17 protein-coding genes are annotated in these 24,240 nt (G+C 68.8%); 5 read left to right on the forward strand and 12 right to left on the reverse strand.

Features of this window, described 5'->3' with window-relative positions:
• Window positions 1-155: 155 nt before the first annotated feature.
• On the reverse strand, window positions 156-791 hold the full coding sequence (locus ACFYXF_RS43305) for a TetR/AcrR family transcriptional regulator (protein ID WP_389358231.1): 636 nt from the start codon (window positions 789-791) through the stop codon (window positions 156-158).
• A gap of 165 nt (window positions 792-956) precedes the next feature.
• Between ACFYXF_RS43305 and ACFYXF_RS43310 the strand changes: the two genes are divergently transcribed.
• Window positions 957-1,889, forward strand: coding sequence for an ABC transporter permease (locus tag ACFYXF_RS43310; RefSeq protein WP_389358233.1), 933 nt, complete (start codon window positions 957-959; stop codon window positions 1,887-1,889).
• Window positions 1,882-2,736 (forward strand): ABC transporter ATP-binding protein, encoded by an 855-nt coding sequence (locus ACFYXF_RS43315; RefSeq protein ID WP_389358235.1) that lies wholly within the window; start codon window positions 1,882-1,884, stop codon window positions 2,734-2,736. The genes ACFYXF_RS43310 and ACFYXF_RS43315 overlap by 8 nt, the downstream gene beginning before the upstream one ends.
• Here the strand turns inward: ACFYXF_RS43315 and ACFYXF_RS43320 are convergent.
• The 4 genes from ACFYXF_RS43320 to ACFYXF_RS43335 form a co-directional block, all read right to left on the reverse strand.
• Window positions 2,733-3,176 (reverse strand): GtrA family protein, encoded by a 444-nt coding sequence (locus ACFYXF_RS43320; protein ID WP_369037042.1) that lies wholly within the window; start codon window positions 3,174-3,176, stop codon window positions 2,733-2,735. The genes ACFYXF_RS43315 and ACFYXF_RS43320 overlap by 4 nt on opposite strands.
• A gap of 137 nt (window positions 3,177-3,313) precedes the next feature.
• Complete coding sequence (locus tag ACFYXF_RS43325; protein WP_389358237.1) at window positions 3,314-8,269, reverse strand: NAD-glutamate dehydrogenase; 4,956 nt, start codon at window positions 8,267-8,269, stop codon at window positions 3,314-3,316.
• A 473-nt stretch (window positions 8,270-8,742) separates the two neighbouring features.
• On the reverse strand, window positions 8,743-9,408 hold the full coding sequence (locus tag ACFYXF_RS43330) for an HAD family hydrolase (protein ID WP_389358239.1): 666 nt from the start codon (window positions 9,406-9,408) through the stop codon (window positions 8,743-8,745).
• 295 nt (window positions 9,409-9,703) lie between these two features.
• Window positions 9,704-10,219, reverse strand: a complete 516-nt coding sequence (locus ACFYXF_RS43335) for a DUF6912 family protein (RefSeq protein ID WP_389358241.1) — start codon at window positions 10,217-10,219, stop codon at window positions 9,704-9,706.
• Window positions 10,220-10,582: 363 nt separating this feature from the next.
• On the opposite strand from ACFYXF_RS43335, the gene ACFYXF_RS43340 reads away from it, so the two are divergent.
• Window positions 10,583-11,200, forward strand: coding sequence for an Rv3235 family protein (locus ACFYXF_RS43340; RefSeq protein WP_389358243.1), 618 nt, complete (start codon window positions 10,583-10,585; stop codon window positions 11,198-11,200).
• A gap of 92 nt (window positions 11,201-11,292) precedes the next feature.
• Here the strand turns inward: ACFYXF_RS43340 and secA are convergent, their stop codons facing one another.
• Window positions 11,293-14,118, reverse strand: a complete 2,826-nt coding sequence (gene secA / locus ACFYXF_RS43345) for a preprotein translocase subunit SecA (RefSeq protein ID WP_389358245.1) — start codon at window positions 14,116-14,118, stop codon at window positions 11,293-11,295.
• Window positions 14,119-14,363: 245 nt separating this feature from the next.
• Here secA and ACFYXF_RS43350 point away from each other — a divergent pair, with 245 nt between their 5' ends.
• Both ACFYXF_RS43350 and ACFYXF_RS43355 read left to right on the forward strand, forming a co-directional pair.
• Window positions 14,364-14,948 (forward strand): GNAT family N-acetyltransferase, encoded by a 585-nt coding sequence (locus ACFYXF_RS43350; RefSeq protein ID WP_389358247.1) that lies wholly within the window; start codon window positions 14,364-14,366, stop codon window positions 14,946-14,948.
• A 241-nt stretch (window positions 14,949-15,189) separates the two neighbouring features.
• Window positions 15,190-16,434: a winged helix-turn-helix domain-containing protein gene (locus tag ACFYXF_RS43355; protein WP_389358249.1), complete on the forward strand. Its 1,245-nt coding sequence runs from the start codon at window positions 15,190-15,192 to the stop codon at window positions 16,432-16,434.
• 36 nt (window positions 16,435-16,470) lie between these two features.
• On the opposite strand, the gene ACFYXF_RS43360 is transcribed toward ACFYXF_RS43355, so the two are convergent.
• The 6 genes from ACFYXF_RS43360 to mtrA all read right to left on the reverse strand — a co-directional run bounded on the left by ACFYXF_RS43360 (window position 16,471) and on the right by mtrA (window position 24,237).
• The gene (locus ACFYXF_RS43360; protein ID WP_389358251.1) at window positions 16,471-17,214 is read right to left on the reverse strand and encodes a response regulator; all 744 of its coding nucleotides are present in this window, start codon (window positions 17,212-17,214) and stop codon (window positions 16,471-16,473) included.
• Between the two features lie 205 nt (window positions 17,215-17,419).
• The gene (gene hpf / locus ACFYXF_RS43365) at window positions 17,420-18,115 is read right to left on the reverse strand and encodes a ribosome hibernation-promoting factor, HPF/YfiA family (RefSeq protein ID WP_389358253.1); all 696 of its coding nucleotides are present in this window, start codon (window positions 18,113-18,115) and stop codon (window positions 17,420-17,422) included.
• Between the two features lie 315 nt (window positions 18,116-18,430).
• Window positions 18,431-19,351 carry a ComF family protein gene (locus tag ACFYXF_RS43370; RefSeq protein WP_389358255.1) on the reverse strand — a complete coding sequence of 307 codons (921 nt, stop codon included), beginning with the start codon at window positions 19,349-19,351 and terminating at the stop codon, window positions 18,431-18,433.
• 207 nt (window positions 19,352-19,558) lie between these two features.
• Window positions 19,559-21,472 carry an LpqB family beta-propeller domain-containing protein gene (locus tag ACFYXF_RS43375; RefSeq protein ID WP_389358257.1) on the reverse strand — a complete coding sequence of 638 codons (1,914 nt, stop codon included), beginning with the start codon at window positions 21,470-21,472 and terminating at the stop codon, window positions 19,559-19,561.
• Window positions 21,462-23,546: an MtrAB system histidine kinase MtrB gene (gene mtrB / locus ACFYXF_RS43380; protein ID WP_389358259.1), complete on the reverse strand. Its 2,085-nt coding sequence runs from the start codon at window positions 23,544-23,546 to the stop codon at window positions 21,462-21,464. Before mtrB ends, ACFYXF_RS43375 begins: the two co-directional genes overlap by 11 nt.
• 1 nt (window position 23,547) lies before the next feature.
• Window positions 23,548-24,237, reverse strand: coding sequence for a two-component system response regulator MtrA (mtrA, locus tag ACFYXF_RS43385; protein ID WP_187284748.1), 690 nt, complete (start codon window positions 24,235-24,237; stop codon window positions 23,548-23,550).
• Window positions 24,238-24,240: the final 3 nt, after the last annotated feature.

Below are 24,240 nucleotides of genomic sequence, written 5' to 3' on the forward strand. Positions count from 1 at the left end.
CCCCGGGGGGGGGGGGGGGGGGGCGCGGGGGGGGGGGGGGGCGCCCGGGCTGCGGGGGGGGGGGCCGCCCCCCCCGGCCTCACCCCGGGGGGGCCGGGGGGGGGGGGGGCCCCCCCGCCCCCCCCCCGCCCCCGTTCCGCCGTCGCGTGGTTCCGTCACAGCGCCTTCAGCGCCGCCGTCGTCGCCCGCGCCAGCGACCCCAGATACCCCTTCGGCAGCTTCGGGCTACGGATCACCACCGAGCGCCAGTAGAGCGGCCCCGAGATCAGATCGAGGGCCAGATCGGCGTCGATGCCCGAGCGGACCTCGCCCCTCGCCTCCGCCGCCGCCACGATCCCGCTCGCGACGCCTTCCTGCCCCTCCCGCAGCGCCTTCTGCATGGCGTCGGCGATCTCGGGGTTACGGGCCGCCTCCGCCTGGAGGTCCGGGATGATCTGCGAGGCCACCGGGTGGCGCAGGGCACGGGACGTCAGCTCGTACAGCAGCCGCAGATCACCCTCCAGCGTGCCCGTGTCCGGCGCCGGCAGCCCCTGCACCGCGATCGCCGAGACCAGGTCGAGCACCAGGTGCAGCTTCGAACGCCAGCGCCGGTACACCGCCGTCTTGCCGACGCCCGCCCGCCGCGCGATGCCCTCGATGGACATCCGGGCGTATCCGACGGCCGCCAGCTCCTCGAACACGGCCGCGCGAATGGCCTCGGTCACATCCTCCCGCAGTACGGCGGCCCCGGCAGGGGCCCGGCGGCGGGTCCGCGCCGGTGCGGTCCCGGGCTCGTCGGCGTTCGTCGTCATACGGACCAGCATAGGGGCGTCACGACGAAACGGTTGCGTTCCGACGCCGAATCGGAATACGCTCCCGTTACGACGATACGGTCCCGTCCCGACGTAAGAGTTTGGCAAGAAACGCGTAAGACAGCCCCCTCTCCACCCCCACTCCCCCAAGCGAAAGCAGCGGATGTGAGCCAGGTCCTCCACACACCGCCCCAGTCCACGCCTCCCGCGGCACCGGTCGCCCCGCCCGAGGGCGAACTATCGGCGTACGCCCTCCGACACGGTCTCTCGGTCAGCGGGGCCCGCCCGACCCTGCCGGTGTACGTCCGCCAGCTCTGGGCGCGGCGCCACTTCATCACCGCGTTCGCCACCGCCAAGCTGACCGCCCAGTACAGCCAGGCGAAGCTCGGGCAGGTCTGGCAGGTGATGACCCCGCTGCTCAACGCGGCGGTCTACTACTTCATCTTCGGCGTCCTGCTGGGCACCAAGCACGGCGTGCCGGACTACATCCCGTTCCTGGTCACGGGCGTGTTCATCTGGACGTTCACGCAGAGCTCGATCATGGCGGGCACCCGCGCCATCGCCGGCAACCTCGGCCTCGTACGGGCCCTGCACTTCCCGCGCGCGGCCCTGCCGATCTCCTTCTGCCTCCAGCAGCTCCAGCAGCTGCTGTTCTCGATGGCGGCGCTGATCGTGATCCTGCTCTGCTTCGGCATCCCGATCAGCGTCTCCTGGCTGCTGGTCATCCCCGCCCTGGCACTCCAGTTCGTGTTCAACGCGGGCGTGTCGATGATCATGGCGCGGATGGGGGCCTCCACTCCGGACATCGCCCAGCTGATGCCGTTCGTGCTGCGCACCTGGATGTACGTGTCCGGGGTCATGTGGAGCATCGACAAGCTGGCCACGAAGGACAACCTGCCGCACGTGGTGTCGGTGCTTCTGGAGACCAACCCGGCGGCGATCTACATCGACCTGATGCGCTTCGCGCTGATCGACAGCTACCACTCCAGCCAGCTGCCGGCGCACGTCTGGCCGATCGCGACCGGCTGGGCGCTGCTCGTCGGCGTCGGCGGCTTCATCTACTTCTGGAAGGCTGAGGAGACGTACGGCCGTGGCTGAGAACCCGAACACGAACCCGAACACGAACGCCGAGCAGACCGAGAAGCAGACCGCGAACCCGGACGAGCAGATCCCCACCGTCGTCGCCGACCACGTCGACATCGTCTACCGGGTCAACGGCACGGGCGCCGGACGCGGCACCGCGACCGCCGCGCTCAACCGGATGCTGCGGCGCAAGCAGAGCGAGAAGGCGGCCGGGGTGCGCAAGGTGCACGCCGTCAAGAGCGTCTCCTTCGTCGCCTACCGCGGCGAGGCCATCGGCCTGATCGGCACCAACGGCTCCGGCAAGTCCACGCTGCTCAAGGCGGTCGCGGGCCTCCTCCCCGTGGAGCACGGCCGCATCTACACCGACGGCCAGCCCTCGCTCCTCGGCGTCAACGCGGCCCTGATGGGCGACCTGACGGGTGAGCGCAACGTCTATCTCGGCGGTCTCGCGATGGGCATGTCCCGGGAGCAGATCAAGGAGCGCTACCAGGGCATCGTCGACTTCTCCGGGATCAACGAGAAGGACGACTTCATCACTCTCCCCATGCGCACGTACTCCTCCGGCATGGGTGCCCGGCTGCGCTTCTCGATCGCCGCCGCCAAGGACCACGACGTCCTGCTGATCGACGAGGCGCTGGCGACCGGCGACCGCTCGTTCCAGCAGCGCTCCGAGGAACGCATCCGCGAGCTGCGCAAGCACGCGGGCACGGTGTTCCTGGTCAGCCACAACAACAAGTCGATCCGGGACACCTGCGACCGCGTCCTGTGGCTGGAGCGCGGCGAACTCCGCATGGACGGCCCGACCGACGACGTACTGAAGGAGTACGAGGCCTTCACGAACCGTCCGGCCAAAGCCGCCTAGTGGCGGAAAACCCACGTCCGATAAACAAGGAACCTGAACCCGGAAGCCAGCACGATCGAGACGCCCTTCACGGCATTCGACTCGACCGGCCCGTGCAGCCCCAGGCCGTGATAACCGATGTAGAACAGCCCGCTCTCCATCGCGATGCCGATCGCGCTGAACACGAAGAACAGCACGATCTGCTGCCTGGTCCGCGAGGCCCTGTCCCGGTACGTGAAATACCGGAAACCCAGGTAGTTACTGCCCATGGCGATCAGGCTGGCCAACACGGTCGCCGTCATCGCCCGCCAACCGAGCCCGTGCAGCAGCAGGTTGAAGAACAGGAAGTTCACCAGCACACCGCTGCCGCCGACGGCCCCGAATTTCACCGCTTCGAGGATTACGCGCCGCACCGGCCGGGCAGGATCCGAAATCGGGTTCTCGGAGACATTCACACTCACGCCCGCGACTTTATCCGAGGCGCTCGGACTAGCAGGAAAGGGTAAATTCCCCGTCTGCTTTTCTCCAACAGTTGTCAAGAAAAACGGGGGTGCCCCGAGCCGTCACGGCCCGGGGCACCCCCGTACATGCGTACCGCCTACGAATGCGTCCGCAGCAGCGTCCGCATCGTGCGCATCGCGACCGACAGGTTCGCCAGGTCGAAGGCGTCCGAGGTCTGGATCTCGTCCAGGGTCGTGCGCGCCCGGCCCAGGATCGCCGCGTTCTTCTCCTCCCACGCCTTGAAGCGCTGCTCGGGCGTCGACGAGCCGTTGCCGACCGCGAGGACGTCCGCCGTGAGCGCCGAGTGGGCCGCGTACAGGTCCTCGCGGATGGAGGCGCGGGCCATGGACTGCCAGCGGTCGGCGCGCGGCAGCTCGATGATGCGGTCCATCAGCTGGGTGATGTGGAGCCGGTCGGCGAGGTCGTAGTACACCTCGGCGACGTCCATCGGCTTACGGCCCATCCGGTCGGCGACCGAGACGATGTCCAGCGTCGGGAAGGCGGACGAGAAGCCCGCGACCCGGGTGGCGAGGGCGTCGGGGACGCCGGCGCCCGTCAGCTCGTCGTAGATCTTCTGGTACCAGTCGAGATCCGCGCCGCGCAGCAACTTGGGCAGCTGGGACCAGACTTGGCCGACCCGCTCGCCGAAGAACTCGATGGTCTCCGTGAGTTGGAGCGGCTGGGGCCGGTTGTTGAGCAGCCAGCGGGTGCCGCGCTCGACAAGTCGCCGCGAGTGGAGGCGGATCCGGGTCTGGACGGCGGCCTCGACCGTGTTGTCGAGCGCCTCGACCCCGTCCCACACCGCGCTGGAGTTGAAGATCGCGCGGGCCGCGGTCTGGGCCCGCACCACCTCCTCCAGCGAGGCGCCGGTCTCCTCGCGCAGCCGGTGCAGGAAGCTCGTACCGCCCGTGTTGACCGTGTCGTTGACGAGGACCGTCGTGATGATCTCGCGGCGCAGCGCGTGCCCGTCGATCTGCTCGGGGAACTTCTTGCGCAGCGCGCTCGGGAAGTAGGCGTCCAACAGGCGGCGCAGATACGGGTCTTCGGGGAGCGAGGTGCGCAGCAGCTCGTCCGCGACGGTGATCTTCGTGTACGCGAGGAGCACGGCCGTCTCCGGACCGGTCAACCCCTGTCCGCCGCCGAGCCGTTCGCGGATCTGCCGGTCGGTCGGCAGGAATTCGAGCGCCCGGTCCAGGTGCCCCTCCCTGACCAGGTGGCGCATGAAGCGCTGCTGGGCGTGGAGCATGTCCTTGGACTGGGCGAGGGCGTTGGCGATGGCCGTGTTCTGCGCGTAGTTGTTGCGCAGGACGAGCTTGCCGACCTCGTCGGTCATCTTCGCCAGCAGCGTGTTGCGCTGCTTGACGGTCATGTCGCCTTCCGCGACAAGGGAGTTGAGCAGGATCTTGATGTTCACCTCGTGGTCGGAGGTGTCCACGCCCGCGCTGTTGTCGATGGCGTCGGTGTTGATCTTCCCGCCGGTCTGCGCGAACTCGATCCGCCCGAGCTGGGTGAGCCCGAGGTTGCCGCCCTCGCCAACGACCTTGACGCGCAGGTCGCCGCCGTCGACGCGGATGGCGTCGTTGGCCTTGTCACCGACGTCGGCGTGGGACTCCGTACTCGACTTGACGTACGTGCCGATGCCGCCGTTCCACAGCAGGTCGACCGGTGCCTGGAGGATCGCCTTCATCAGGTCGGCCGGTGTCATCTTGGCGACGCCCGCCTCGATGCCGAGCGCCTCGCGGATGTGCGAGTTGACCGGGATGGCCTTGGCGGTTCGGGGGAAGATGCCGCCCCCGGCCGAGATCAGCTTGCTGTCGTACTCCGCCCAGCTCGACCTCGGCAGCTCGAACAGCCGCCGCCGCTCCGCGTACGAGGTGGCCGCGTCCGGATTCGGATCGATGAAGATGTGCCGGTGGTCGAAGGCGGCAACGAGCCGGATGTGCTCGCTCAGCAACATCCCATTCCCGAACACGTCACCGCTCATGTCACCGACACCCACGACGGTGAAGTCCTCGCTCTGCGTGTTGACGCCCAGCTCACGGAAGTGCCGCTTGACGGACTCCCAGGCGCCCCGCGCGGTGATGCCCATGCCCTTGTGGTCGTACCCGGCCGAGCCACCCGACGCGAAGGCGTCCCCGAGCCAGAAGTTGTACGCCTGGGCGACCTCGTTGGCGATGTCCGAGAAGGTCGCCGTGCCCTTGTCGGCGGCGACGACGAGATAGGTGTCGTCCTCGTCGTGCCGTACGACGTCGGCGGGCGGCACGACCTCGCCGGCCACCAGGTTGTCGGTGATGTCGAGGAGCGCCGAGATGAACGTCTTGTAGCTGCGGACCCCCTCGGCGAGCCACGCGTCCCGGTCCACGGCCGGATCGGGCAGCTGCTTGGCGACGAAGCCGCCCTTGGCGCCGACCGGCACGATGACGGTGTTCTTCACCATCTGCGCCTTGACCAGCCCGAGGATCTCCGTACGGAAGTCCTCCCGCCGGTCCGACCAGCGCAGCCCACCGCGCGCGACCTTCCCGAACCGCAGATGGACGCCTTCCACCTTCGGCGAGTAGACCCAGATCTCGTACGCCGGACGCGGCGCCGGCAGGTCCGGGATGGCCTGCGGGTCGAACTTCATGGAGACGTAGTCGTGCGGCTTGCCGCCCGCGCTCTCCTGGTAGAAGTTCGTCCGCAGGGTCGCCTTGATGACGGTCAGGAAGGATCGCAGGATGCGGTCCTCGTCGAGGGAGGCCACCTGGTCGAGGGCCGCGTCCAGCTCCTCCATGAGCGCGTCGGTCAGCTCGACGCCCGCCCGCTGCCGCTCCGGTGACATCCGCGCCTCGAACAGCGAGACGAGCAGCCGGGTGGTGTGGACGTTGTTGCGGAGGGTGTCCTCCATGTAGTCCTGGCTGAACGTGGAGCCGGCCTGCCGCAGGTACTTGGCGTACGCCCGCAGCACCAGCGCCTGGCGCCAGTCGAGGCCCGCGCTCAGCACCAGCGCGTTGAAGCCGTCGTTCTCGGCCTGTCCGGTCCAGGTGGCCGAGAAAGCCTCCTGGAAACGCTCGCGGCCGTCGTCCCCGAGATAATCCCCGCCGCCGCTCAGCGACTTGGGCAGGCGGAGCCCGAAGTCGTAGATCCAGGCGGTGGTCCGGTCCGCGCAGCGCAGCTCGTACGGCCGCTCGTCGATCACCTCGACGCCGAGCCGGTTGAGGACGGGGAGCACGGCGGAGAGCGAGACGGACTCGCCGGTGCGGTAGATCTTGAACCGGCGCTCACCGGGCGCGGCGCCCACCGGCTCGTACAGGCTCAGTGCGAAGTTCGTGCCGACGCCCAGCTTTTCGAGGTGGACGAGGTCGGCCACGGCGGCGCGTGGAGTGTGGTCGGCCTTGTAGCCCTCGGGGAAGGCGTTCCCGTACCGGCGCAGCAGTTCGGCGGCGCGCTCCTCGCCGCACTCGGCGTTGAGGGCCTCGGCGAAGGCGTCGGCCCAGGACCGGGCGGCCTCGACGAGCCGCGCCTCGATGCGTTCCTTGTCCCGGTCGGAGAGCTGCGGCAGTTCGGTGCCCTGCGGAACCCGCACGACGAAGTGCAGCCGCGACAGAATCGACTCGGTGTTCCAGGCGGTGAAGTCGACGCTGGTACCGCCGAGTTCCTCCTTCAGGATGTCGATGATCCGCAGCCGTACGCCGGTGGTGTACCGGTCACGCGGCAGATAGACGAGGGCGGAGTAGTAGCGCCCGTACTCGTCCTGGCGCAGATAGAGCCGCAGCCGCCGCCGCTCCTGAAGGTAGAGAACGGACGTGACGATCGACCGGAGCTCATCGGGCGGAGTCTGGAACAGCTCGTCGCGCGGATAGGTCTCCATGATCTGGAGGAGGTCGCGCCCGTCATGGCTGTTGGGCGAGAACCCGGCGCCCCGCAGCACCTCGTCGACCTTGCGGCGGACGACGGGCACCCGGCGCACGGACTCGGTGTAGGCGGCGGAGGAGAACAGCCCCAGGAACCGCCGCTCACCGACGACCTCACCGTTCTCGTCGAACTTCTTGACCCCGACGTAGTCGAGATAGGACGGCCGATGCACGGTCGCCCGACTGTTGGCCTTGGTCAGGACAAGAAGCTTGTGCTCGCGGGCCTTGGCGCGGGCGTCGGCGGGCAGCCGCTCGAAGGAGGGGCTGACCGGATGGCCCTCCTGCTCGGAGTGGTGCGGATCGGACCGCAGAATGCCGAGCCCGGTACCCGCCACCGCGGCCAGCGAGTCATCCTCACGCAGCTCGTACTCGCGGTAGCCGAGGAAGGTGAAGTGGTCGTCCGCGAGCCAGCGCAGCAGCTCGCGCGCCTCCTCGACGTCCTGGTCGACCAGGTCGTCGGCGGTGGGCTCCTTGGGCAGCTCCTCGGCGATGCGCAGCGCGGAGTCGCGCATCTTCTCCCAGTCCTCGACGGCCTCACGGGTGTCGGACAGGACGCGCAGCAGGTCGTTGGTGATCTGCTTCAGATCGGCGCGGTCGGTCTCACGGTCGATCTCGACATGGATCCACGACTCGACATGAGCGTCGTGCGGCAGGTCACTGCCTGCCACCTGGGCGGGCAGCACCTCGACGAGCTTGCCGGTGAGGTCCCGTCGTACGACGAACTGCGGATGGACGACGAGATGGATGCCGCGTCCCTGCCGGGACAGTTCGTTGGTGACCGAGTCGACAAGGAAAGGCATGTCATCGGTGACGACCTCGACGACGGAGTGGCTGCACTGCCACTGGTTCTCCTCGACGGTCGGGGTGTGCACCCGCACGCTCGCCGTGCCCTGCGGCCGGGTCCCGCCCAGCCGGTAGTGCGAGAAGGCGGCGCCGAAGACGTCGACCGGGTCGCGGTCGGCGAGGTCCTCCGGGGCCGTGTGCAGGTAGTAGCGCTGGAGGAACGCGAGCACGGTGTCGTGGTCCGGGGTGCCGGGGTCTCCGCCGGGTGTGGTTGCACGTGTCGTCCCAGTCGGTAGGTGCCCCCCGACCGGGCTGTTCTCAGCTACCCGGGCGGCCCTCTCGAGCAGCTCGGCCTTGGCTTCGTCCAGCTTGGTCTGCATTGTCCTCTGGCTCCTGTCGCGCGTCGTTGCGTGACGTAGAAGGAAGTAGGTCTCCCTCTCCGGCACAACGCCACGACGCGGGGTCTCCGGTCAGTTCCGACGCTATGCCGCAGGGTGGGAAGAGCGGGGGGTTATCGGCCATTCTCGGCACCCCGACGGAGTGTGACGCTGCTCTCGGCAACGCCGGTCCATGGGATGCGTACGGCGTCCTGGGAACCCTCGGGGTTCCGTCCCGCCCGCGCCGACCAGCGATCACCGCCCGGGCACGGATGTGGTCCGTGCACTCCGGGCGCAGGGCAGGGGCAGGAACGCCCCCGCGACGTATCGCGCTGATCACGCCACCAGGCTATCGCTCATGACGGGGGCCACGTCATGAGCCATTTGTGTACAAAAGCAGGCCGGGAAGTTTGACATTCTGAACAGTGGGAGAAGGGGAACGCCCGAAACACCCCCGGACGACTGCGCAGACCGCCCTAAGCGGCCAACCGCTCGGCCTCCGCGACGGCCTCCTCCAGACTGTCCACCACAGGCACACCCACCGCTTCAAGACTGGCCCGCCCATGGGACCCACCGGTGTAGAGCACAGCCAACGCACCCACATGCCGGGCGGCGATCGCATCGTCGGCGGCATCCCCGATCACCACGGTGCGCGCGGCCTCGACACCGGTGAGCGCACCGAGATGACGCACCATGTGCTCGGCCTTGCTGCCGCCGGAAGGCCCGGTCCGCCCGTCAACACGCAGGAAGTGAGCCTCGATCCCAAACCCTCTGACCAGCGGAACAAGTTCGTCATGCCCATACATACTCAGAATGGACTGACTGCGCCCGGCCGACTGCCACCCGGCCAGCAGATCCCGCGCCCCCACGGCCAGCTCACAAGCCACGCGATGCTCCGCGTAGTACCGATGAAAGATGTCATCCATGACAGCCCACTCGGCCTCGGTGGGCAGCCGCCCGAGCAGCCGCTCGTAGAACCGCGGCACGGGTACGCAGTACAGCTCCCGGTACTGCTCCAGCGTGATGGGCTCCAGCCCCAGCTCCCCGAAGGCCGCGTTGGTCGCTCCTATGACGGCATCGGTGTCATGAAACAGGGTCCCGTTCCAGTCCCACACGATGTGCGCCACTCCGTACTTCCCCATACGAAGAACGTACCCCGCACCACTGACAGAGCCCATTCGAACGCAGGCCCAGGCACCTTCAGCCCGTCCGGGGCTGGATCTTTCAGCCCGTCCGGCGTTTGAGGACGAGCGCGTCCAGCGCGACCTTCCCACCCACCCGCCCCCGCCCTCCCCAGCGACGGCCAGCACCACCCAGCCCGTCCGGCGTTTGAGGACGAGGCCGTTCAGGCCGAAAGGGGGGTCTGGGGGCGCAGCCCCCAGGAACGGGATGGGACGGGTAGGGGCGGCGGGGGCGAAAAAACCACCCCCTCACACCTCACCCCAACAACCCCACAAGGTTCGGAATCTCCTGCGTGGCATACCAAAGCAGCTCATGATCCTCCGCCCCGTCCACGACGAACTGCGCATCGTCATCCCCCCGATCCGCCGCCCCCAACGCATCCGCAGCCGCAGAGACATCCCCCTCCGCCTCCCCGGAATCGACATGCACAGCCGCAGCCTTCCCCAAGGAAACAGCCCCACCGACCCGCACCTCACCCAACGCCCCCGGATCAAGCCCCCGATCGGGGTCGGCAACCGCCACCCCGTCCGCGACGTCCAGCGCGACAACCACCCGCCGCCGCACCACCCTCGGCTCCATCGCCAGCAACCGCAGAGAAGCGAGCGCGGCCCGATTCAACGCCGCGTACTCCAACTCCTCGATGTCGTCGGACAGATACCACTCACGCAACGCGGGCGTGACGGCGTACGCGACGAACGGCCCCGCCCCCAACTCACCCGTCTTGTACGCCTCGGCAAGGCCAGGGAGGGTCAGAGGGACGTAGACGCGCATGACTGACCGCTTTCGTAGTGGGCGTTTCCGTGACCGGAACCAGCACCGGAACGAGCAACCGGAAACCAGCAGCCGGGACCCTCCCGTACGACCCGGGAAGACCCTCAGAATACGTCGGGGCGTCCCCTTTCGAGTCCCCGCCCAGGCCTCTCCCAGCGTCCACCCCGCTCCCCGAAATTCACCCCCACACCCCACCCCCACCAGGCCTTTCCTCGCCGAGAACCACTCTGATAAGTGAACCTCGGAGCCCCCCGAACCGGGGCCTCTCCCTGCTTGCACCCAGCCGATCACTCCCCGTACAAGATCCCCACCAGAAAGTTACCGCCCGGTACCCACCCGGGCCCCAGGAAACGGGGACATTCCATGAACAAGGTGATGACAAGGACGGTCCGCCGTACCCCGTCCCGCCCGCCGGTACGGCGCGACACCCGCCGCCCCGGCAGCGCCCCGCACCGCACCACCCCGGGCGGCGGCACCCCCCGTACACCCGTCCCCGAGGCCACCACCCCCACCGAAACCCACGCCGAGCCCAGGGTCCCCGCCCAGGGACAGCACACGACACCCCAGCGCCCCCTCCAGAAGCCCGTCCAGCCCCACCAGAGGCCCCACCAGGCGCCCCACCTGGCACCCAGGCCTCTCCCGCAGCCCCGCCCCACCGACCTCTTCGCCGACCGCCTCCTGGCCGTCCTGAGCGGCGAACGCCCGGTCCACAGCATGCTCCGCCACACCGTGGGCCGCGCCTACGACGAACTGGCCTGGCTCGCGGAACGCGGCCCCCTGCGCACCCGCGGCACCCGCCCCGTGGTCCGCGACGTCGGCTACTACGAACCCAGCCAGGGCGCCCTGGAGGCCTTCGCCCGCATCGGCGCCGGCGACCAGCTCCGCGCGATGGCCTTCCGCCTGGAACTGGGCCACGACTTCCGCTGGCGCTGCACGGCGGTGGAACTGGGCGGCCCCCGAAGGCCGCACACGGACGACTGAGCGCCCGCAAAGCAGAAGGGCCGGCCACCCTCATCGGATGCCCGGCCCTTCACACAGCGAGTACAACGCACTCACTGCTTACGTCTCACAGGTCACTTCTTACGCCGCCGCCCACTCCGCTGCTGCTTGCGCCGCTCCGCGCGCGTGAGCCCGTCCGCCTCGGACCGCACCTCGTCGTCGTCCCCGACGAGGTCGCCCTCGACGACGCCACCCTCGCCGTCCACGGTAGGCGCGGAGAAGTGCAGCCGGTCCGGCCGCTGCGGAGCGTCGAGCCCCTTGGCCCGGATCTCCGGCCGGGAACCGGCGCTCGCCTGCGCCGGCACCGAGTCCTCGACGCCCTTGTCCAGCGACGGCTTGGCGTCCGCGACCGGGACCTCCTCGACCTGCTGCTCGACCTGGACCTCCAGGTTGAACAGGTAGCCGACGGACTCCTCCTTGATGCCCTCCATCATGGCGGTGAACATGTCGAAGCCCTCGCGCTGGTACTCGACCAGCGGGTCCTTCTGCGCCATGGCGCGCAGACCGATGCCCTCCTGGAGATAGTCCATCTCGTAGAGGTGCTCGCGCCACTTGCGGTCGAGGACCGACAGCACGACCCGGCGCTCCAGCTCACGCATGATCTCGGAGCCGAGCTGCTCCTCGCGCGACGCGTACTGGTCGTGGATGTCGTCCTTGATCGACTCGGAGATGAACTCGGCGGTCAGCCCGGCGCGGTCGCCGGCCGCCTCCTCCAGCTCGTCGACGGTGACCTTCACCGGGTAGAGCTGCTTGAACGCGCCCCACAGCCGGTCCAGGTCCCACTCCTCGGCGAAGCCCTCGGCGGTCTCGGCGCCGATGTACGCGTCGATGGTGTCGTCCATGAAGTGCTGGACCTGCTCGTGCAGGTCCTCGCCCTCCAGGACGCGGCGACGCTCGCCGTAGATGACCTCGCGCTGCCGGTTGAGGACCTCGTCGTACTTGAGGACGTTCTTACGCGTCTCGAAGTTCTGCGTCTCGACCTGCGACTGGGCGGAGGCGATGGCACGGGTGACCATCTTGTTCTCGATCGGTACGTCGTCCGGAACGTTCGCCATCGACATGACGCGCTCGACCATCTGGGCCTTGAACAGCCGCATGAGGTCGTCGCCGAGGGAGAGGTAGAACCTGGACTCGCCGGGGTCGCCCTGACGTCCGGAACGACCGCGCAGCTGGTTGTCGATCCGCCGGGACTCGTGCCGCTCGGTGCCGAGGACATAGAGCCCGCCGAGGTCCTTGACCTCTTCGAACTCGGCCTTGACTGCCTTCTCGGCCCGCTCCAGGGCGGCCGGCAGGGCCGCGGCCCACTCCTCGATGTGCTCCTCGGGGTCGAGGCCGCGCTGGCGCAGATCAGCCTCGGCGAGGTCGTCCGGGTTGCCGCCGAGCTTGATGTCCGTACCACGGCCGGCCATGTTCGTGGCGACCGTGACGGCGCCCTTGCGGCCGGCCTGGGCGACGATGGTCGCCTCCCGGTCGTGCTGCTTGGCGTTCAGCACTTCGTGCTGGATGCCGCGCTTGGAGAGCTGCTGCGAGAGGTACTCGGACTTCTCCACGGAGGTCGTGCCGACCAGGATCGGCTGACCCTTCTCGTGCTTCTCGGCGATGTCGTCGACGACCGCCTCGAACTTCGCGACCTCGGTGCGGTAGATCAGGTCGGACTGGTCCTTGCGGACCATGTCGCGGTTGGTCGGGATCGGGACGACACCGAGCTTGTAGATCTGGTGGAACTCGGCGGCCTCCGTCATGGCCGTACCGGTCATACCGGAGAGCTTCTCGTAGAGACGGAAGAAGTTCTGGAGAGTGATGGTCGCAAGGGTCTGGTTCTCGTCCTTGATGTCCACCCCTTCCTTCGCCTCGATCGCCTGGTGCATGCCCTCGTTGTAGCGGCGGCCGGCAAGGATACGGCCGGTGTGCTCGTCGACGATCATGACTTCGCCGTCGATGACGACGTAGTCCTTGTCGTTCTTGAAAAGCTCCTTGGCCTTGATGGCGTTGTTCAGGTAGCCCACCAGCGGCGTGTTCACCGACTCGTACAGGTTGTCGATGCCCAGCCAGTCCTCGACCTTGGCGACACCCGACTCGTGGATGGCGACCGTGCGCTTCTTCTCGTCGACGTCGTAGTCGCCGGTCTCCTCGATGCCCTTGAGGGGGTTGCCCGTCTCGCCGCGCTTGAGGCGCGTGACCAGCTTGGCGAAGTCGCCGTACCACTTGGTGGCCTGGTCGGCCGGGCCGGAGATGATCAGCGGCGTACGGGCCTCGTCGATGAGGATCGAGTCGACCTCGTCGACCACGGCGAAGTTGTGACCACGCTGGACGAGTTCGTCCTTGGACCACGCCATGTTGTCGCGCAGGTAGTCGAAGCCGAACTCGTTGTTCGTGCCGTACGTGATGTCGCAGTTGTATTGCTCACGCCGCTGGGCCGGCGTCATGTTGGCGAGGATGCAGCCGACGGTCAGCCCCAGGAACTTGTGGACGCGACCCATCATCTCGGAGTCGCGCTCGGCCAGGTAGTCGTTGACCGTGATGAGGTGAACGCCGTCCCCGGAGAGGGCGTTCAGATACGTGGGCAGGGTGCCGACCAGGGTCTTGCCCTCACCCGTCTTCATCTCGGCGACATAGCCGAGGTGGAGGGCTGCGCCACCCATGATCTGCACGTCGTAGTGACGCTGGCCGAGGGCACGCTTGGCGGCCTCGCGCACGGTGGCGAAGGCTTCGGGCAACAGGTCGTCCAGACTCTCACCGTCGGCGTACCGCTGCTTGTACTCATCGGTGAGGGCCCGCAGCTCGGCGTCGGAGAGGTCGACAAAGTCCTCTTCGATGGAGTTGACCTGGTCCGCGATGCGGTGCAGCTTGCGCAGGATTTTGCCTTCGCCTGCACGCATGATCTTCGAGAGGACGGACACGGGGGTTGGTCTCCTTGCCGGTCGGGCCTAGGACGGTCGGTTTCCATTGTCTTAACTGAGCGACGGCCATCGTATGCGAGGACCCCGCCCAGCCGGGAGGCCTGCCGGTAGGACAGCCATAAGGAGAACGGCCGGGAGTCACGGATGGTGCCGCGCCCCACCCACGAATTGCACGAATTGTGATCACGAACCCACGCACGGCAAAAGGGATGGCGCCCTGATCCTCCCCCGAGCAGAATCGGCCGATGGACCCCGTCACGCTCACCACGGCCCGCCTGCTCCTGCGCACGGTCGGACCGCTCGACACGGACGCCGTGTACGCCGCGGTGCAGGACGCAGACATCCAGCGCTGGACGACGATCCCGTCGCCCTACCTCCCCGAGCACGCCCACAGCTTCACCACCCAGCTGGTACCCGACGGCTGGGCGGACGGCTCGATGTTCACCTTCGGCCTCTTCCTCCCCGAAGGGGAGGAGCTGGTGGGCATGCTCGCCCTGACGATGCGGTCCCTGGGAGTGGCCGAGATCGGCTTCTGGGCCACCAAGACCCACCGAGGCAACGGCTACATCACAGAAGCCACAACCAAAGCCTCCCACTGGGCCTTCACCCACCTCTCGGTGGACCGGGTGGAATGGCGAGCGGAGGTGGGCAACACCCCCTCCCGAGCAGCGGCAGAACGAGCAGGCTTCACGCTGGAAGGCACCCTCCGCTCAGCAATCAACAACAAGGGAGTACGCCGAGACTGCTGGGTAGCGTCCCTACTCCCCTCAGACCTGGGCCTCCCGTCAACGTCCCCCTACCTCCCAACCCCGAACACCTCCGGCGTCTGAGGGCGGCCGGGGCATTTCAGCCCGTTCGGCGTTTGAGGACGAGCGCGTTCAGCGCGGCCTTTCCCACCCACCCGGCCACCACCCTCCAGCCCGTCCGGCGTTTGAGGACAAAGGGGGGTCTGGGGGCGCAGCCCCCAGGGATGGGAACGGGTAAGGGCGGCGGGGGCGAAAAAACCACCACCCGCACCCAAACCCCCAGCTCACCCCCCACTGTCAGTCCCACCCCCTATCGTGCGGAAGCATGACGAGCAGCCCGCCGCACCCCACACCAGCACCCACACCCCACACACAACTCTCCGCCGCAGAAGCCCGCCGCATCGCCCTACGGGCCCAAGGCTTCCTAGGCACCCCCAACCGCAAGACAGGCGTCCGCGGAATCCTCCGCCACCTCGGCGCGGTCCAGCTCGACACAATCTCCGTACTGGCCCGCTCCCACGAACTCATCCCGTACGCCCGTCTAGGCGCCATACCACGCAAGAACGTCGAAGCGGCTTACTGGAACCCCACAGCCGAAGCCACACCCCACCCCCACCCCCACCCTCACGCCCCGCACCCCCACGCCTTCGAATACTGGTCCCACGCCGCCTGCATCCTCCCCGTGGAGGAATGGCCCCACTTCGCCTTCCGCCGCCGCGCCTACCGCTCCCGCCCCCACTGGAACCACGACCTCCCACCCGACACCTACGACCAGGTCATCAAGCAACTCCGCACAGAAGGCCCCCTCACCGCAACGGAGTTGGGCGGCGCGAAACGCACCAGCGAATGGTGGGACTGGTCCGGCACCAAGGTCGCCGTCGAACGCGCCCTGATGTACGGCGAGGTGGTCTGCGTGGAACGCCGAGGCTGGAAGCGGGTGTACGACCTGGCCGAGCGAGCCATCCCGCCCACCCTGCTGCACGACGAACTGGACGACACCGAGTGCCTGCGCCGCCTGGTCCGCCTCGCGGGCCAGTCCCTGGGCGTCGGCACCCGCTCCGACATCGCCGACTACCACCGCCTCAAGGCGGACCAGGTCGACGCGGTGATCGCGGACTCGGGCCTGGTCCCCGTCACGGTCGAGGGCTGGGGCAAACCGGCCTGGGCCGACCCCGCAGCTCTGGAGACACCCCCACGAGGCCGCCACCGCACGACCCTGCTCTCCCCGTTCGACTCCCTGATCTGGGAACGGGCACGCACGGAACGGATCTTCGGCTTCACGCACCGCCTGGAGGCCTACGTCCCGAAGCCGAAGCGCGTGTACGGCTACTTCGCGATGCCGGTCCTGGCAGGCGGCCACCTCGTCGGAAGGGTCGACCCCGCCCGAGAAGGCAACACCCTGGTGGCCAGACAGGTCAGCCTGAACGGCCCGAAGGCGGTCCCGGCAGTGGCCCAGGCCCTCCTGGAAGCGGCAAGCTGGGTGAACTGCACGAACGTACGAGTGGAACGGGTGGACGCCCCGGACCTGCGCACCCCCCTGACAAGGGAACTGACCCAGGCCCTCGGATAACCCCTGCCCGCACTACCGCTCTACCGCTGGACCGCTCTACCGAATCTCGAGGATCTTCTCCCGCATCGCGTAAACGACGGCCTCCATCCTGGAGTGCAGCTGCAGCTTCTCCAGGATGTTGCGCACATGGTTCTTCACGGTGTTCTCGGAGATGAACAACTCCTTGGCGATATCCCGGTTGTTCATCCCGGTGGCGACGAGCTTCAGCACTTCCAGCTCGCGATCCGTGAGCCGCGGCGCGGGCACCAGCCGCCGCTCGTCCGTCCGCTGGATCATCGACTTGAATTCGGTGAGCAGCTTCGACGCCATCGAGGGGCTGATCTGCGACTGTCCGTCGGCGACCGCGCGAATGGCCGTGGCGACTTCGTCCGTGGAGATCTCCTTGAGGAGATAACCGGTCGCCCCCGCCTTGATCGCCTCGTACAGATCGGCTTCCTCGTCGCTGATCGTCAGCATGATGATCTTGGCGCTGGGCGCGACCTCCTTGATGGAGGTGCACGCCTCGATCCCACCGCGCTTCGGCATCCGTACGTCCATCAGCACGATGTCGGGCAGCAGATCGGCGGCCTTGTCGACCGCCTCCGCACCGTCCCCCGCCTCGCCGACGACCTGGATGTCCTCCTCGGCCGCGAGCACGATCTCCAGTCCACGACGGAAGAGGGCGTGGTCGTCCACGACAAGGACTCTGATCGGCTCCTTGCGCGAGGTGCCCTCCGGGCCCATGCCGGTGACGCTGTCGTCGGCATCCTCGACCTGCATCGGTCCGAAGCTGTCCGCCATCGTTCCTCCCCCTGAAGGCTGTGGCCTGTGGTTCTGTGCCATCGCCAACCCAAGGCAACGGCCCACCGGTTGGGCCGTTGCGGCCATGATTCCATGCCCGGGCGACAGTGCGGTGACAGAGCGGGTTCCGGAGGGGTCGCACACGGGTGCCCCTGGGGGCGCACACGCGCTCCAGGGGCACCCGCTCGGCGCTCGCCGGGGGCGGTCAGCCGCCCAGCGTGCCACCCGCCGCGGGGGAATGCGCCTGATGGGCGACCATCGGGTCCGTGTTGAGGTGGATCACGCCGTAGTCGTAGGCGTGCCGCCGGTAGACGACACTCGGTTCCTTGGTCTCGGAGTCGACGAACAGGTAGAAGTCGTGCCCGACCAGTTCCATCTCGTAGAGAGCCTGGTCGAGCGTCATCGGGGAGGCGACGTGGGTCTTCTCGCGGACGATGAGGGGGCCTTCGCCCTTCACTTCCAGCGAGCCGATCCGCTTGATGGGCACGCCGTCCGCGGCTTCCTCGTGGACGGGGTGACCGTTGCCGTTCAGCGTTGCCGCGTCCGGGACGTGGTCGGCGACCTCGGCGGCCGTGAGCCGGCCGGCGCCCCGTCGGGTGTAACGCTTGTCGTGCTGCTTGCGCAGCCGGGCCTCCAGCTTGTCAGCCGCGAGGTCGAGTGCCGCGTACGGGTCGCTTGCCGCTGCTTCCGCCCGGATCACCGGACCGCGGGAGTGAAGCGTGATCTCCACTCGGTCGGAGCGGTCGGCCTGCCGGGGGTTGGGCTCCTTGGAAACCTCGACGTCGAGGCTGATCACCTTGCCGTCGAGCTTCTGGATCCTCTCCAGCTTCAGCTTCTCGGCCACGTGCTTCCGGAACCGCTCGGGCACCTCGGTCTTGCGTCCCTTGACGACGATGTCCACGCAGAACTCCGTTCCCGGATCGCTCCGCTTCAGTGGCGGAGCATCTCCCTTTTGCACCAGGCTCCGGTGTGCCCCGGAACCTCGGACTCGGCGACTTCCACCTCCTCCTCCCCCATGGGCAAGATCCCCACTCGGCCGGCCGGGGTGATTACGGAAAACCCACAGCACGGCATTCGGATTTGCGAGGTGTGGCCTGCGGCTTTCCCTCACAACCGAACATATCTCGCCCGGACGGATGTCGTCACCCTCTACCGGCGCGTACCTCCGTTCAAGTGAATTGACCCTCTCACTACCTGCAACGATGCAAGTTCGCGGTCAGTTCCGGTTTATTTCGAAAGAATCAGGCGTCGCCGCGACCACAGACGCGCAGATCATGACTTCGAAGGCGGCCTGCGCCACCATTCCCGACGCTCCTGGCCTCCGCTCCGCACCCGTGCCCGTGCCCGTGCCCGTGGCTCCCGGCCACCGTTCCCCTCTGCCTTCCCACCCCGCTCCCGAATACACGGCGTTCCTCCCCCCTCTCACAGCCGCAACCGCTTCCCGCACCGCACGCGCGGCCTCGGCCAGTGAGGCCCCGGTCGTCATCAGGTCGTCGACCAGAACAACCGCACCGCCACCAGAGCCCGAACCGGGGCCCCCGCCCCCTCCCCCCTCCCCACCCCCGCCTCCCCCACCCACCAGCAACCGCCCACCCCCGGCGACCACGCCCAGCGCACCCGCGAGGTTGTCCAGCCGCTGCCGGGAATTCAGACCCGCCTGGTCGGCGACGGCACGCCGCTGCCGCAGTACCGCCGCTACCCGGGCCGGCGTACCGGACCCGCGCAGCACACCCGCAGCGGCGAGCGCGATCCGTCGAGCCGGATCGTGCCCCCGGGCCCGCACGGCCCGGCGTGCGGACGGCACAGGCACGAGCAGCACACCCGTACCACCGCGCGGGGCCCCGGCCTGGAGCCCTGCCCGTACAGCTCCCGCCAGTGCCGCCCCGAGCGGCCCTGCGAGTGCCAGTGAACCCCTTTCCTTGTGCGCGAGGAGTACCGCGCGCACCTCGTCCTCGTACCGGGCCGCCGCGTGCACCACCGGCAGCCCCGGCGGCTCCGGCGCAGGTCGCACCCGGCTCGGTGCGGCCCCGTCCAGGGCGGCACGGCACTCCGGGCAGAGCACCGTGCGAGGCCTCCCACAGCCTCCGCACTCGGCCGGCAGCACCAGGTCACTGAGGTCCTGCCACCACCCCCGCATGACCACCACTGTGCCAACACCGGCGCCACCCGGCCACCCCTGTGGACAACGCCCTGTGGATAACTCTCCGCACCCCGGAATCAGCACCTGAGAACGGCACCCGGAAACGCCGACGGCCCGCCGGACATCCGACGAGCCGTCACAACGAAACCACCTGAGAGCCCCCGCAAGACCACCGCGGACGCTCAGGACGGCGGAGGAGACCTCTCACCCCGGATACACCGGAGCCGACCCGTCCTTGACCAGCTTCTGCCACTTGGACCCGGACATCAGCCGCACGATCCCGTCCTCCTCCGAGTACGCCACCAGCGGCAGCCTCTCGTCCTCGGCCGCGGCGATGGCCTTCACTCCGGTCAGCGCGGTCGGCGCCGACCCCACCGGCGTCGAGCCGTCGACCTGCACGTATGCCATCTGCTGGACCCCGCGCTGCTCACGCCCCACCACCACGAGCCGGCTGTCCCCGGCCCACGACATGGCGGTGACCTCCTCCAACTGCGGTGTCACGGAGTGCAGTTCGAGAACCGACACGACCGACTGCTCCCCGGCCTTCTGCCCCGCCGCCTCCGACTTCGCCGCCTCGTCCGACCCGTCCGACGTCTCCGCCGACCGCTCGTCCCGCTCGATCCGCCCGATGTACAGCGACCGCAGGCCGTCCTTCTCCACGATGAGCGCGATCCGCACCCCGTCGGCGGCCACCCGTACCGCCTCGATACGGCCGTCGAGGCCCGGAGTCCTCACCTCCAGCGGTTCACCCGCGCCCTTCTTCAGGAGCAGCAGCCGGGGCTTCGCGGGGTTGCGGTCGGCCACCCAGAGGTCGCCGTCGCCGTCCCAGCTGGGTGTGGTCAGCCGGTCGTCCTTGGTGGCGCCCTGGCTGGTCACCACCGGTTCGCCGAGCGATCCGCCGGACACCAGCGACCCCACGTACAGCGAGGTCCCGTCCAGCGAGACGCCGGCCGCGCTGTCCTCGTCGCGCGAGACCGCAGCGGACCGCAGCTGCTTCTCCCCCTCGCCGAGCGCGCCCGGCACCGGGGAGACATTGTCGTCGGGGTCGGGGTTGCCGCCGGCCACGCGTACGAGGCGGTGCTTGCCGTCGATGAAGTACTGGTAGTCGGGGCTCTGCACCGCGACGCGCGCGGCGACGAGCTCGGCCCCGTTCTTGTCGAGGACGCACAGCTGGGTGCCGTTGGAGCGCTGCAGCGCGACCTCGTCGACACCGGTGGGGGTGAGGTCCTGGAGGGTGTAGAGCAGCTGGGCCGCCATCTCGGTGCACTTGGCGGACCCGACCCGGCTCGCCTTGTCGTTGAGCGGCACCGTCAGCCGGTTCTGGTCGTCGGGGGTCAGCGAGGTGACGCCCTTCTTGAGCGCCGTACCCGTGGGGAAACTCGATCTGACGACCGGCCCCAGCCAGCGTGAGGGCCCTTCGAGCAGCGAACTCACCGTCTGCGTCATCGGGTCGACCTTCTTGCGGACGTAGACCGGATCGGCGACGGACACGGGCTGCCCGTCCGGCTCCGACGGCGAGTTCGACGCGAAGTAGTACTTATTGACGGAGGTGTAGTTGCGCAGGAAGTCCGACTTGCCCATGACGATGCCCTGCGGCAGCTCGTCGATGCGCCACTGCCCGCTCTTCTTCTCGCGTGTGAGGTGCAGCGTCTCGCGGTACTGCCCGTCGGCGGGTGCGTACGACTGCCGGGAGTCCAGCGTGGCGAACCTGCCGCCGGTCAGGGTGAACGCGTAGGCGTCGATCCCGTCCTCCCGGCTGCCCACAGGGACCTGGCCCGTGCTGGGCCCCCCGTCCAGCACCGTGGTGGACGCGTCGGGCCGCCACTTCTTCGCCGCGCTCGTGGTCAGGTACTTCAGCGCCGTCTCATAGTTCGGATCGTCGCTGGTCAGCGCTTCAAGGAAGCCCTGGACGATCTCCACCGGCTGGGCGTTCTCGTGGGGCGGCAGGGCGAAGACCCGCACCTGGGCGTCCTGCCGGGGCGTGGACTCGACCCCGCGCAGATCCCCGCTGTCGGGCATCGAGGCGCATCCGGCCAGCAGTACGGCGCCACAGGCGGCGTACACCACCGTGCGAGCCGTTCCCCGCCGCCGACCGTCCCGCTCGCGGTCAGGGCCCACGAAATGCCTCCCCTTGCTCGTTCACACGCTCCGCACCGGCATCCGAGGACACCGTGTCCGAGGACGGCGACTCCGATCCGGGCTCCGTACCGGAAGTACCGTCCCGCCGCGCGCCGCCGGCCGGCCGGGGCACCACGCGCGCGCCGTTGCCGGGCAGCGCCGTGGGGTCGGCGGTCGGGGCCATGGCGGCGAGCCGTGGCGCTATCGGCCGCTGCTCGGTGGCCGCCGTCTGCACCGGCACCGTGGCGAGCTTGTCGCCACCGGCGTGCGGCAGCCCCGCGTCGTTGAGTCCCCGGTGACGCCGTGAGTCCTTGGGCTCCAGTGGTATCGGTGAGCCCCGCAGGGGCTCGTCGGCGGTGCGCGGCAGCGTCAGCCGGAACTGGGAGCCACCGCCCGGCTCGCCCCACGCCTGCAGCCAGCCGCCGTGCAGCCGCGCGTCCTCCAGCGCGATGGACAGGCCGAGGCCGGTCCCGCCGGTGGTACGCGCGCGTGCCGGGTCGGCCCGCCAGAAGCGGCTGAAGACCCGGGTCGCCTCACCGGGCTTGAGCCCGACCCCGTAGTCGCGCACGGCCACCGCGACAGCGCCGCCCGCGGAGGCCAGCTTCACGATGACGTCGTTGCCCTCGCCGTGCTCCACGGCGTTGACGACGAGGTTGCGCAGCACCCGCTCCACGCGCCGCGCGTCCGCCTCGGCCACGACGGGCTGCTGATCGCCGACGACCCGTACCGTCGTCCCCTTGCGCTCGGCCAGCGGCTCGGCACCGCTCACCACCCGCCGGACGACCTCCCTGAGGTCTATCGGTTCGGCCTCCAGCGCCGCCGCGCCCGCGTCGAACCGGCTGATCTCCAGCAGATCCGCGAGCAGCGTCTCGAACCGGTCGAGCTGATCGGCGAGCAGTTCGGCCGACCGCGCGGTGATGGGATCGAAGTCCACGCGCGCGTCATGGATGACATCGGCGGCCATTCGTACGGTCGTCAGCGGTGTCCGCAGCTCGTGCGACACGTCGGACACGAACCGCCGCTGCATCCGCGACAGGTCCTCCAGCTGCTGGATCTTCAGCTGGAGATTCTGCGCCATCTTGTTGAAGGCCTCGCCGAGCCGCGCGATGTCGTCCTCGCCGGTGACCTTCATCCGCTCCTGCAGCCGCCCCGCGGACAGCCGCTCGGCGATCCCGGCCGCCATCCGCACCGGTGTCACGACCTGCCGCACCACGAGCCAGGCGATGGCCCCCAGGAGCACGACGACGAACAGCCCGGCCGTCGCCAGCGTGCCCTTGACCAGGCTCAGCGACTTCTCCTCCTGTGTGAGCGGGAAGAGGTAGTACAGCTGGTACGGGTCCCCGTTCGGGTCGTCGACCTGCTTGCCGATGATCAGCGCGGGCTGCGAATCGCTGCCATTGGTGTAGGTGATACGGGTGTAGCTCTGGGCCATCAGCGTGCTGCCGTCGGCCCGGTCGCGCAGCGCGTCGGGCACGCTCGCGGTCGGGTCCACCCCGCCGGAGGCACGCGGGCCGCGCCCGCCGCCGCTGTCGTCGCCGGCCTGTCCGACCGGGAGTGTCACGACGTCGAAGGCGCCCTGGCCGCCGCTGGAGAGGGACTCCACGAGGTCGCTCATCCATTGGATGACGTTCTGCGCGGGACGGCCGTCCGCGCCGGACCCGTCGTCCCCACTGGCGCTGGCCGCCGTGTCCGCCTTCTGCTTGGCCGCCGCGAATCCACCCGCGGCCTGGCTCTGCGAGGCCTTCACCTTGGCGTCAAGGAGCCCGTTGCGCACCTGCCCGATCACGACGAAGCCGAGCAGCAGGACGACGCCCAGCGACATCAGCAGCGTCGTGGCGACGACCTTGAGCTGGATGTTGCGCCGCCACAGCCGCATGACGGGCAGCAGCGGCCGGCGCACCCAGCGCATGAACAGCCGAAGGACCGGGCTGCCCTGGACACCGCCCTGGAGCAGCCCGCCCTCGAAGAACCGCCGCCGGCCGGAGCCGGCCTTTCTCACCTTCTGCCGGCCGACAGGCCGCTCCGCACGCCCCCCGGAACGCCCGGAGGCCGAAGCGGCACTGTCCCCGGACATGTCAGCTCGGTCCGGCCTTGTAACCGACGCCACGGACGGTCACCACGATCTCCGGCCGCTCCGGGTCCTTCTCGACCTTGGAGCGCAGCCGCTGCACATGCACGTTGACCAGCCGGGTGTCCGCCGCGTGGCGGTACCCCCAGACCTGCTCCAGCAACACCTCACGCGTGAAGACCTGCCACGGCTTGCGCGCGAGCGCCACCAGCAGATCGAACTCCAGCGGAGTCAACGCGATCGACTGCCCGTCCCGCTTCACAGAGTGACCGGCGACATCGATGACGAGGTCACCTATGGCCAGCTGCTCGGGCGCCGGCTCCTCCGACCGCCGCAGCCGCGCCCGGATCCGGGCGACCAGCTCCTTCGGCTTGAACGGCTTCACGATGTAGTCATCGGCACCCGACTCCAGGCCCACGACGACATCGACGGTGTCGCTCTTGGCCGTGAGCATCACGATCGGCACCCCGGACTCCGCCCTGATCAGGCGGCACACCTCGATACCGTCCCGACCGGGAAGCATCAGGTCCAGGAGCACCAGATCGGGCTTGGACTCACGGAAAGCGGCCAGCGCCTTGTCGCCGTCGGCTACGAAAGACGGCTCAAAACCTTCACCACGCAACACGATGCCGAGCATCTCGGCCAGTGCTGTGTCGTCATCGACGACAAGGACTCGTCCCTTCATAAACGACATCATCCC

This window comes from Streptomyces sp. NPDC002680 (genome assembly GCF_042889145.1).
Classification (GTDB): Bacteria; Actinomycetota; Actinomycetes; order Streptomycetales; family Streptomycetaceae; genus Streptomyces; species Streptomyces adonidis.

Coding starts and splice junctions, on each gene's coding strand:
- ACFYXF_RS43355 (WP_389358249.1), top strand. CDS start 15,190: ATGACGAGCAGCCCGCCGCACCCCACACCAGCACCCACACCCCACACA.
- ACFYXF_RS43340 (WP_389358243.1), top strand. CDS start 10,583: ATGAACAAGGTGATGACAAGGACGGTCCGCCGTACCCCGTCCCGCCCG.
- ACFYXF_RS43350 (WP_389358247.1), top strand. CDS start 14,364: ATGGACCCCGTCACGCTCACCACGGCCCGCCTGCTCCTGCGCACGGTC.
- ACFYXF_RS43305 (WP_389358231.1), bottom strand. CDS start 791: ATGACGACGAACGCCGACGAGCCCGGGACCGCACCGGCGCGGACCCGC.
- mtrB (WP_389358259.1), bottom strand. CDS start 23,546: ATGTCCGGGGACAGTGCCGCTTCGGCCTCCGGGCGTTCCGGGGGGCGT.
- ACFYXF_RS43325 (WP_389358237.1), bottom strand. CDS start 8,269: ATGCAGACCAAGCTGGACGAAGCCAAGGCCGAGCTGCTCGAGAGGGCC.
- ACFYXF_RS43370 (WP_389358255.1), bottom strand. CDS start 19,351: ATGCGGGGGTGGTGGCAGGACCTCAGTGACCTGGTGCTGCCGGCCGAG.
- ACFYXF_RS43330 (WP_389358239.1), bottom strand. CDS start 9,408: ATGGGGAAGTACGGAGTGGCGCACATCGTGTGGGACTGGAACGGGACC.
- ACFYXF_RS43360 (WP_389358251.1), bottom strand. CDS start 17,214: ATGGCGGACAGCTTCGGACCGATGCAGGTCGAGGATGCCGACGACAGC.
- mtrA (WP_187284748.1), bottom strand. CDS start 24,237: ATGATGTCGTTTATGAAGGGACGAGTCCTTGTCGTCGATGACGACACA.
- ACFYXF_RS43335 (WP_389358241.1), bottom strand. CDS start 10,219: ATGCGCGTCTACGTCCCTCTGACCCTCCCTGGCCTTGCCGAGGCGTAC.